At 59.7% G+C, this 10,001-nt stretch carries 10 protein-coding genes; 1 reads left to right on the top strand and 9 read right to left on the bottom strand.

Annotation, left to right across the window (positions count from 1 at the left end):
* The 9 genes from VIH17_03710 to VIH17_03670 form a co-directional block, all read right to left on the bottom strand.
* Positions 1-1,174 (bottom strand): selenium-binding protein SBP56-related protein (locus tag VIH17_03710; GenBank protein ID HEY4682339.1); only part of this gene is annotated, 1,174 nt, incomplete at its 3' end.
* Positions 1,175-1,371: 197 nt separating this feature from the next.
* Complete coding sequence (gene lexA / locus VIH17_03705; protein HEY4682338.1) at positions 1,372-1,995, bottom strand: transcriptional repressor LexA; 624 nt, start codon at positions 1,993-1,995, stop codon at positions 1,372-1,374.
* A 715-nt stretch (positions 1,996-2,710) separates the two neighbouring features.
* Complete coding sequence (locus tag VIH17_03700; GenBank protein ID HEY4682337.1) at positions 2,711-3,889, bottom strand: penicillin-binding transpeptidase domain-containing protein; 1,179 nt, start codon at positions 3,887-3,889, stop codon at positions 2,711-2,713.
* A 175-nt stretch (positions 3,890-4,064) separates the two neighbouring features.
* Positions 4,065-5,129 (bottom strand): recombinase RecA, encoded by a 1,065-nt coding sequence (gene recA / locus VIH17_03695; GenBank protein HEY4682336.1) that lies wholly within the window; start codon positions 5,127-5,129, stop codon positions 4,065-4,067.
* 350 nt (positions 5,130-5,479) lie between these two features.
* Positions 5,480-5,905 (bottom strand): vitamin K epoxide reductase family protein, encoded by a 426-nt coding sequence (locus VIH17_03690; GenBank protein ID HEY4682335.1) that lies wholly within the window; start codon positions 5,903-5,905, stop codon positions 5,480-5,482.
* Between the two features lie 47 nt (positions 5,906-5,952).
* Positions 5,953-6,153: a hypothetical protein gene (locus VIH17_03685; GenBank protein HEY4682334.1), complete on the bottom strand. Its 201-nt coding sequence runs from the start codon at positions 6,151-6,153 to the stop codon at positions 5,953-5,955.
* Positions 6,154-6,203: 50 nt separating this feature from the next.
* The gene (locus VIH17_03680; GenBank protein ID HEY4682333.1) at positions 6,204-7,064 is read right to left on the bottom strand and encodes a 3-hydroxybutyryl-CoA dehydrogenase; all 861 of its coding nucleotides are present in this window, start codon (positions 7,062-7,064) and stop codon (positions 6,204-6,206) included.
* Positions 7,061-7,387, bottom strand: a complete 327-nt coding sequence (locus tag VIH17_03675) for a hypothetical protein (protein ID HEY4682332.1) — start codon at positions 7,385-7,387, stop codon at positions 7,061-7,063. The genes VIH17_03680 and VIH17_03675 overlap by 4 nt, the downstream gene beginning before the upstream one ends.
* A gap of 237 nt (positions 7,388-7,624) precedes the next feature.
* Complete coding sequence (locus VIH17_03670; protein ID HEY4682331.1) at positions 7,625-8,803, bottom strand: acetyl-CoA C-acetyltransferase; 1,179 nt, start codon at positions 8,801-8,803, stop codon at positions 7,625-7,627.
* A 126-nt stretch (positions 8,804-8,929) separates the two neighbouring features.
* Between VIH17_03670 and VIH17_03665 the strand changes: the two genes are divergently transcribed.
* Positions 8,930-10,001 (top strand): ATP-dependent helicase (locus VIH17_03665; GenBank protein HEY4682330.1); only part of this gene is annotated, 1,072 nt, incomplete at its 3' end.

Genomic DNA, 10,001 nt, shown 5'->3' with positions numbered 1-10,001 from the left:
TACCCTGCAAGGCCAGCGCGCTCGGAGCATAGGCCTTCGGGCCGTTCAAATCCACATCGAAGGCGTCATCCAAACGCATCCGATCACCGTCAATGTGGATCAACTTCACATGGTTATCGCCCTTCAGCACGGTCTTGCCGGCTTCTATGAAATAGTTGGAAACGAACAGCAGCTTTCCGTCTTGGCTCAGGCGTATGTAGTGTGGTCCCTGCCCGGTGACTACTTCTGTCACCAATTGAGGACGGGTTGGGTCGGAGATATCGTATTGCACAACCTTGTTCAAGCCGTAGAGCGCTTCAAACATCCACCGGCCATCGGCACTGATCTCCATGATCGAGGGCATGGAATCGTTCTTGTCTCCATCGAAATCCAGGACTTGCTGCGCTTGGGGAGGATTGTGGCCAGCATCCACAAGCCAGAGGGTGCCGTCCACGAAGCAAGAGACCAATGCCTTTTTGGTTCCCGGCAGAAACTTCGTGATCCAAGGCCCCTGGCCGACGCGCAGAGTGTGACGAATACGCATCGCGTTTAGATCCCAGATCCGCACCGTATCGCGCATGCTGGGCGCACCTTCGATCAAGGTGTGGGGAATCACAAAGTCTGTGGTGATCAGGAGATTGGCTGCCGGATTGACGTCAAAATCGTGGACGTTGATCTCACGGTCAGGCGGATCGGAATCGCCCTTGGCAATCAGCTCCAACTGTTGATCGAATAACACCATGCCGCCCGGGGAAGCCGCGTGATGATCTCCCATCATGCTGACCAGCACGCCGCGACCCGGCAAGGGCTTGACCTCGTCGGCAACGCCCAGACCCACAGACTGCGAATTGAAGATTTTTACCAGTTGAGGCCGTGCGGGATCCGCCTTGATGTCGAAAAAGAAGACCCGCCCCGAAAGTAACCCGCCGGCTACAATCGTCGCCCCGTCCGGACTGAGCCCGATGTGGTGCGGTTCGTTCCCCACCGAACCCACCGGAACCGTGTAAACCACCTTGCTGTAAGTTGGTGAACCGGGAACGATGTCCACTACCAGAAGCGCATCGGGCTGTGTGCGACTGTCGTGCCCCGCCCATACGTAGAGATAGGTCGGTTGACTTTGTGCGGCCCCGGGAAATGGGAATCCAATCGCTGCCAAGAAAAACACAACAACGCCCCACAATTGTCGTCGCGTCATCGCAACCCTCCCACGTCTAATTTATTGAACCGTTGACCTGACCGGAGAAATCAATTGCTGAAATCTTGCGGAGTCTAAGACTTGGATCGAATTTTGTCAATTCGATGTTGCCGTTTGAGCCGGAAAGGTGCCTTGTATCATTTTGGCGAAGTCCCTATGTTTGGGCGGAAAGCGGCAGGCGTCCCGAAGCTTCGGGATCAGTATTTGCGGAGGATGCCGATCACCCGACCCTGGATCTTGACGTCCCGGCCGGGGAGAACGATCGGCTCCATCTGGGCGTTGGCCGGTTGCAGGCGAATCTTCCCGGCGGGTTCGCGGAAAAAGCGCTTGAGAGTGGCTTCCTCGTTGCCCACCAGTGCCACAATAATTTCTCCGGTGTTGGCCGTCTCGCTCTGCTCGACCAGGACATAGTCGCCGTCCAGGATGTGGTCCTCGACCATCGAGTCGCCTTTGACCTGGAGGACAAAGACATTCTTCGAGCGGGTGAAGTCGCCCAGCGATATGGTTTCCGGTTGGGCAACGGCTTCGAGCGGCCGGCCAGCGGCGATGCGACCCATCAAGGGAAGCTCGGTCGTCAGGCGTTGCGCCACGCTCAGCTTGACCGATTGCGGCAGGGCGACGACTTCAATGGAACGGCTCTGGTTGTAGCCCCGGCGGATGAATCCCTTCTTCTCGAGGATCGAAATATGCTTGTGGACGGTGGCCAGCGAATTCAGCCGGAGCGATTTGCCAATCTCTTCGAAGCTCGGCGAATAGCCGTGCCGGTCAAGGAAGCTCACGAGATAGTCGAGCACCTGCTTTTGCCGCTTGGTCAGTGCCATGGCTTGCTCCACTTCGAGCGGTCTCGTAGCGCCGGCCTCCGGGCCGGCACTGATATCGAGCGACGCCCGATATTACCGCACCGGCTATCATAGGCGAATAAAAGGCGAATAGTCAAGAGGGATGGCAAAGGATGGCCCGCAATGGCCAGCCTCGAGAAACGAGCCTCAAGAAAAAGTGTGGATGGGCACACTCCTTTAGCGTCTTGCACATTATTAAATGAGAGCATTTCTCAGCTTCCCCAAGCGACTTGGTGCAAAGGGTCTTGGATGCTGCCCGGGCAACAGCATTTGCTCAAAAAACGCTGCCAGGACTTTTCGACACGGCATTCTTTTTTTGTGCTTACCCCTGGGGAACATTGTAAGTATCAAGGCTCCAACCGTCCGACTCGCGCTGCCCTTCGCGAATTCCCCCAATCAGTTAATCTTCGCGTCCTACAGTCGCCAAGCACGCCGGGCAACCGCCGCCCTAAAACCATGTTGATGCTGTTGAAAATCTGGCTTTGGCTGACTCCCGAGTGGAAAAAGACTTGGGTTTGGACGGCGTAACGGAATCGGTCCTCTACGCGGCCGGGGTCGGGACGCGGCCGGCCGGTTTGGATTGGGCACCCTGGCCGAGCCGCCACTGCTAGTGCCGTTCCAACTAATTAAGCACAATAGCGAGCTGGAGCGACATAATTAGTCATACGTGCTGAGTCCATGAAGAACTTAGCCCAAATTAGTTGGAACGGCACTGGTTTCGCCGAGCGGGATGGGCCGCAAAGGGAGAGGCGCCGGAGCTCGAGCCGTTCTCGGCGAGCGTTTCCGGCGAGCTGTTCGCGCCGCTCGAGGAAGAGGCAAAATAATTTTCTGCCTGAAGTTCCCGGTAGATTTCGCCGGCAATCTCGGCTGCTTTGGGGCCCATGACCCGGCGCGACCCACCCCGCAATAAAACCACCAGCGCCAGCCTCTGCGGGCGCTCGGAATAGGAGGCGAACCAGCCAAGCTTGGCGCCTTCGGCCGAGCAGCTCCCGGTCTTGCCGAGGATTTCGGCATCGGGAACAAAGCTATAGCGGGCTGTCCCGTAGAGGACCGCGCCCAGCAGCCCTTCCCGCATGGCCGGCAGCAAGTCGGCGATCTCAATTTTGCGCTTCAACCGCGGCTCAAACGGCGTCACCTCAGCGGTCGCGCCCTGGCGGGGCGGGTACTGCAAGTAATAGAGGTTGCCGCCGTTGGCGAAAGCGGAAACCAGCGCGGCAAGCTGGAGCGGCGTGACATGAATGCCTTCGCCAAAACTCGCCATGCGGCCGATGCCGCCGTTGGCGGGCGCGGTTGAAGGAAACGCGCCGGGGCGCTCCCGCTCAAGCTGGTAGCCGGAGAGTTCCCCGAATCCCAAAAGCCGCGCGTAGCGCGAAATTTTTTCAAAACCGAGTTGCCGGCCGAGAATCTCAAAATAGCGGTTGTTCGAGTGCGCCATTGCTTCCGTCAAGTTCATCGAGTGACGCCGGCCAATCCGCAGCATGGTTTCCTGGGTGACGACGCCTTCCTTGAGCGCCGCGTACGCCACCGCCAACTTGACCGTCGAGCAGGGTTGAAAGCCGGAATCAAACGCGAGCTTCTGATTGACGACCGTTAGAATGCGCCCGGTGTTCGCATCCACGGCGACGACGCTGCCGTTCCACCGGCCAAGCGCGTCAATGGCGGCGCGCCTCACCCGCGGGTCATCCCTTTCCGCCACATCGCCTTCGGTCGGGTTGGCGTAGGTCGGCACAACCCATCGCCCTCGCCCCTTTTTCTTGGCCTTCGCCCCCACCGTGGACTTTTGCAAACCCGTGTGCTTCCCCGCCCAGGCCGGCGCAAAGGGAACCACCAGAGCGATCAAGAGAAGCGCCAAAATTTTCTTTCGCAAAGAAGACAATTCTCTGCTCCTTTTTTAGTCAGGGGAGAAGGGTAGGGAAAGCGATCTAATTCTAAGAGACCGTCATCAAGGAGGCAAGAAAAAATTGAAAATCGCCGAACGGTACCCTTGCTCTTTTGGGCGCAGGCGGCCTGGAGAACCGCGCCCTTCCCGCCATAGAACCAGGCGCGCAAGCCTACCCGCGCGCTGATTTCGCTTTGGCTGTCTCCGAAGCAGCCGGAGCAGGGGAGTTGGCCGGCCGGACGACAAGGCCGAGGGCCTTGCGCGCCTGGGTTTCCAGCTTTTCCCGGATGTCCGGATTCTCTTTCAGGAAGAGGCGGGCATTTTCGCGCCCTTGGCCGATGCGCTCGCCGGCAAAGGAAAACCACGAACCGCTTTTCTCGATGATTCCCTTCTCGACGCTGACGTCGAGGAGGTCGCCCTCGCGGGAAATGCCTTCACCGTAAAGGATGTCGAACTCCGCTTCGCGGAAAGGCGCCGCCACCTTGTTCTTCACCACCTTGGCCCGCGTGCGGTTGCCGATGAACCGTTCACCCTCTTTGATGGAGGCGATCTTGCGAATGTCCACGCGCATGGTCGAGTAGAATTTCAGCGCCCGGCCGCCGGTGGTGGTTTCGGGGTTGCCGAACATGACGCCGATCTTTTCCCGCATCTGGTTGATGAAGACCAGGCAAGTCTTGGACTTGGAAACGATGCCCGCAAGCTTGCGCAATGCCTGGGACATGAGCCGCGCCTGAAGTCCCATCTGGGCGTCTCCCATGTCGCCTTCCAGCTCGGCTCGCGGCACCAGCGCCGCCACCGAGTCAATTACCACCACGTCCACTCCGCCGGAACGAATCAGCGTCTCAGTAATTTCCAACGCCTGCTCGCCATAGTCCGGCTGGGAAACGAGCAGGTTGTCCACGTCCACGCCCAGCGCCCGCGAGTACTTCGGGTCGAGCGCATGTTCAGCGTCAATGAACGCGGCCATGCCGCCTTGCTTTTGCGCTTCGGCAATGACGTGGAGCGCCAGGGTGGTCTTGCCGCTCGCCTCCGGCCCGAAAATCTCAATCACTCGCCCGCGCGGCATCCCGCCCACGCCCATCGCCGCGTCCAGCGCCAGCGACCCGGTCGGGATCACGCTCACCGGCACCAGGATGTCCTTGCTGCCCAGCCGCATGATGGAGCCCTTGCCAAATTGCTTTTCAATTTGGGTTAGGGCGAGGTCAATCGCCTTTGTCTTCTCATCCGCCATGGTCATGGTCTCTCCTCGCGCTGCGCTGCCACGGCTTGCTGTGAACGGCGCGGCGCAAACACATTCTATATCGGAAAGCCCTATCTTTGCCTGGAGAATCCCGGTGCCGTTCCTGCTCCGACCGGCCTGGGCTGCCAACAGAGCTTGGAGAAGGATTTGACTCTCAGGCCGTCAATCCTTAACAGTTCCCCACCTGTTCGAAACCATACCGCTCGGGTTGGATCGGCACGCGCCTGCGGAGAGAAAATTCTCGCGGTCAACTCTTCCCGGAAACCGTCAAGCCGATTGGCGCAACCCCCCGTAGCGAATCTCGCCCCCACCGGCTATTTACAAAATAGCACAGCCGGGCTTACCTTTCAAACCCTTCCCCTGCCCGCCAGCAAGATTATGAAAATAGCGAGGTTAGTGGCATGGCCCAAATAACAGAGCGGGCAGGGCATGCGGAGCTTCAAGAGCGCCCAGATAAGGTAAACGCCGAAGAGCAAGGTAGAGCCGCTGACGGCAAGATCGGCCTGCCAGAGCCAGCGCGGGAGACTCCCGAGCGACCACAGGACTGCCACGCAGGCGTTCGCCAAATAGAAGAAGACACCCAACGCGGCGTTCGGGGGACCAAAGACGCGGGCGTACGGTGTCCTGAGGACGGTAAGACAAAGATTCTCTTCGCTGCGACGGCAGAAGTTCGGGATTCCCGGCATCGGCCCAACGCGGCCATAGTATGCCAGCACAAAATAGCCGGCATTGAGAAAGCCCATTACCGAAAGAATGGCAAGCAGTCCAGCCATATTGCGGTGAAATGCGCGGTGAAATACCTTGTCATCTTGCCGGCCCCTCAGGCGTGTGAATGGCGATGGTGCCACCTCAGCCACCGGCATACAACCAGAGCCAAAACGGCAAAAACCTGCAAAACCACCAGGGCCACGCACCACAGCGCCTTGCGCCGCAGGTTCAACTGGTGATCGGTAACCACCAGAAGAACCGCCCAGACCACCAGGACAAAGTTAATTGTCCAGACCCAATCGGTGGTTGCCATGGCCGCGTCTCCTGAGTGCATGTAGGGGCGCAAGGCCTTGCGCCCCTACGCTACGCATATGTGTAGAACCCTCGGCCGGACTTCCGGCCCAGCCAGCCTGTGTCCACCATCTTGCGCAGAAGCGGGCAGGGCCGATACTTCGAATCGCCCAAACCCCGGTGGAGCACTTCCATGATATCCAGGCAGACATCCAGGCCGATGAAATCGGCCAGCGTCAGCGGGCCCATGGGATAATTCATGCCGAGCTTCATCACCTGGTCGATTGCCTCGGCTGTGCCGACGCCTTCCATCACGCAATAGACCGCTTCATTGATCATCGGCATCAGGACGCGATTGGAGACAAAACCGGGAAAATCGTTTACTGCCACGGGGGTCTTCTCCAGTTTCTTGACCAATTCCATGGTGAGCGCGACCGTCTCCTCGCTGGTGGCCATCCCGCGGATGACCTCGACCAAAACCATGACCGGCACCGGGTTCATGAAATGCATCCCCACGAACCGATCCGGACGGTTGGTCTGGGCAGCCAATTTGGTGATGGAGATGGAGGAAGTGTTGCTTGCAAAGATGGCCTGGGGAGGGCAAACTCGTTCCGCCTCCTTCCAGACCCGGGCTTTCAGATCGAAGTTCTCCGGCACGGCTTCCACGACGAATTGAACGCCGGCCAAACTCTCAAGAGCAACGGTCGGGTGAATCCGGCTGAGGATCGGAGCCCTCTCCTCCGCCTTCACCTTGCCCTTGCTGATTTCGCGGTCGAGGTTCTTCGAGATCGTATCCATGGCGCGGTTGAGAAAGGACTGCTCCATGTCCCGGAGGACAACTTCCCATCCATACTTTGCGAAAACGTGGGCAATCCCGTTGCCCATCGTTCCCGCGCCCAAAACAGCCACCTTTTCGATTTCGGCCAGGTTCACGAGCCCTCCTCGCTTTCTCGAGATGGGGCGCTCTCTTCCCTATCCTCTTCTTCGACCGATCTCAGGTAGTCACGAATCAAGTCACGGGCGCGGGCTTCCTCCTTCCCATGGACCCAGATGGCGTAGTCGTCCCGGCCGTACGGGACGGGCACGGCATTCGACAGTAGCTGCTCGCTGTACGATTCCACCCCCTCTTCATCCAATACCTCGAGGATATGATCGGCCAGCAGTGGATCGGTCCCCTGCCATACGACGACGGCCGATTGGGCCGAATCGTCCTTGGAAGCATCCCTCTCTCGAGCTTCGCGAGGAAGGAAAGACACGAGGTCAGCATCACAGTCGGGACAGTGGGTGAAACCTTCGCGGTATTCTGCCTTGCATATGGGACAAAACATCCGCCACCTGTCGAGATCAGGCTAGGTGCGTGGCAGCTTTCCCTGCAGGCCGGTAGCTCGAGGGCGCAAACCCGTATGTCTTCTGTTGCTCCCTACTTCAGAGCTAAAGGTCGGACCGCCTGGCCTAAGGCTCCCTGCACTCGGGCCGGGAGGCTGCCAATCGCCTCAGCGCTCCACGGCAAGCGCCACGGCGTTTCCCCCGCCCAGGCAGAGCGCGGCAACACCGCGGCGGGCTTTGCGCGCCATCATTTCATAGAGCAGCGTCACCAGGATGCGCGCCCCCGAGGCGCCAATGGGGTGACCCAGCGCGACCGCGCCGCCGTTCACGTTGACCTTGTCCGCATTGAGCCGCAACTGCCGTATGACGGCCAGCGCTTGCACGGAAAAAGCCTCATTGATTTCGTAAAGGTCCACCCCATCGCGGTCCCAGCCGGTTTTCTGGAGCAGCTTCTCCACCGCTTCCACCGGCGCCATCATCACCCACTTGGGCTCGATGCCGCTGACCGCTTGGGCAACAATGTGGGCCATCGGCTGCTTGCCCAGTTTTGCCGCAAGCCGCTCGCTCGTCACCACCAGAGCCGCCGCGCCGTCGTTCACCCCCGGCGCGTTCCCGGCCGTGACGGTGCCGTCCTTCTTGAAAGCCGGCTTCAACTTGCGCAGGGTTTCCACGGAAGCATCCTCGCGCGGACCTTCGTCCGTCTTGAAGACAACCGGCTCGCCTTTCCTCTGCGGAACTTCGACGGGGAGGATCTGCGCTTCAAAGCGGCAGGCTTTGATCGCCGCCAGCGCTTTGCGATGGCTGTTGACGGCAAACTCGTCTTGCTCCTCGCGGCTGATTCGGTACTTTTCGGCGACGAATTCGCCCGTCATGCCCATGTGAATGTTTTCGTAGGCGTCCCACAACCCATCTTGGATCATCGAGTCGAGAATTTCGCCGTGGCCGAGCCGATAACCCTCGCGGGCTTTGGGGAGCAAGTAGGGACAGTTCGACATGGACTCCATGCCGCCGGCGACAACGATTTCCCATTCGCCGGTTTGAATCGCCTGTGCCGCCAACCCCACCGCTTTCAGGCCGGAACCGCAGACTTTGTTGATGGTCATGGCCGCCACCTTGGCCGGGAGGCCCGCCCGAATGGCCGCCTGCCGGGCCGGGTTCTGACCAAGCCCGGCGGGCACCACGTTCCCCATGATCACTTCGTCCACCTGTTCGGGCGCAATGCCGGCTCGCTGGACGGCCTCCTTCACCACCCGCGCTCCCAGTTCTGTCGCCGGGAGCGGCGAAAGTGCGCCTTGAAACTTGCCGATGGCCGTGCGAACCGCGGAAAGAATGACTGGTGCTTCCATCGTGCACCTCGCAAAATAGCTCTGCTTCGATTATAGGTTGAGCACCGGGCAAGTCAAGGTGGCTCCGGAAAAGCCCAGCCACACGCTCAGGGCAAGGTGTATATTTTAAAGGCGGAGAAACCGAAATTGAGTCAACCGCTTGAACTCAATCCGGCGCAACTGGCCGCGGTGACGCACGGTGAGGGGCCGCTGCTGGTGGTGGCCGGCGCCGGCACCGGCAAGACACGGGTCATCACCGAGCGCATCCGCTATCTTCTCGAAACGCATCCGCACCTGAGCGGCGAAAATATCCTGGCCGTCACCTTCACCACCAAGGCGGCCATTGAGATGAAGCAGCGCGTTGTCCGGGCGCTGGGCGAGCGAGGCCGCTCGCTCCAGATTTCCACCTTTCACGCCTTCTGCCTCGCCTTGCTCGAAGCTCATGAAGGAGAGCAGGCGGTCATCGAGGACATTGACTACTGGATTTTGCTGCGCAAAAACCTCTCCCTGCTCGGACTCGACTACTATAAGAAACTTTCTGAGCCGGGCAAGTTTCTCTCTGACTTCATGGACTTCTTCTCCCGCTGCCAGGACGAGTTGGTGACACCGGAAGATTACGCCGCTTACGCCACCGCCCGGCGCGCGCGGTTTGATGCAGAGAAGATGTTGCTCGACCCCTCGACCCGCCGGGAGGGCGAACAAGAGGTCAGGCGGATCGAAGAAGAGGCGCGGGTCTATGCGGCAGCCGAACGCCTGCTCGGCGCGAAAAGGGCGCGGACGTTTGGTGGGTTGCTCATGCGGGCGGTGAACCTGCTCGAAACCAACGAAGCGGTGCGCCATCACTGGCAACAGAAGTTGCACTACCTTCTGGTGGATGAATTTCAGGATACCAATATCGCGCAAATTGAGCTGCTTTCCCTGCTCGCCGGGGAACGAAAAAACATTGTGGCGGTGGGCGACGACGATCAGGCGATCTATCGCTTCCGCGGGGCCTCCTTCGCCAGCTTCAAAAAATTTGACGAGAAATTTCCCGGCCACCGAACCATCAACCTCACCGTAAACTATCGCTCGACCGCCCGCATCCTTCGCGCCGCCGGCCAGCTCATCCGGCAGAACGGGGACGACCGCTACTTCTTGGACAAACCCTTGACCCCTACCGCGGCGCTGGGCGAGAGGGTGCGCCTCGCCGCATTCGGCGATGCGCAGGCGGAAGCCGAAT

The sequence above is a fragment of the Candidatus Acidiferrales bacterium genome, from assembly GCA_036514995.1.
Classification (GTDB): domain Bacteria; phylum Acidobacteriota; class Terriglobia; order Acidiferrales; family DATBWB01; genus DATBWB01.
Note: the sequence above shows the minus strand (reverse complement) of the source record. Positions and strands in the feature narration are given on the sequence as shown.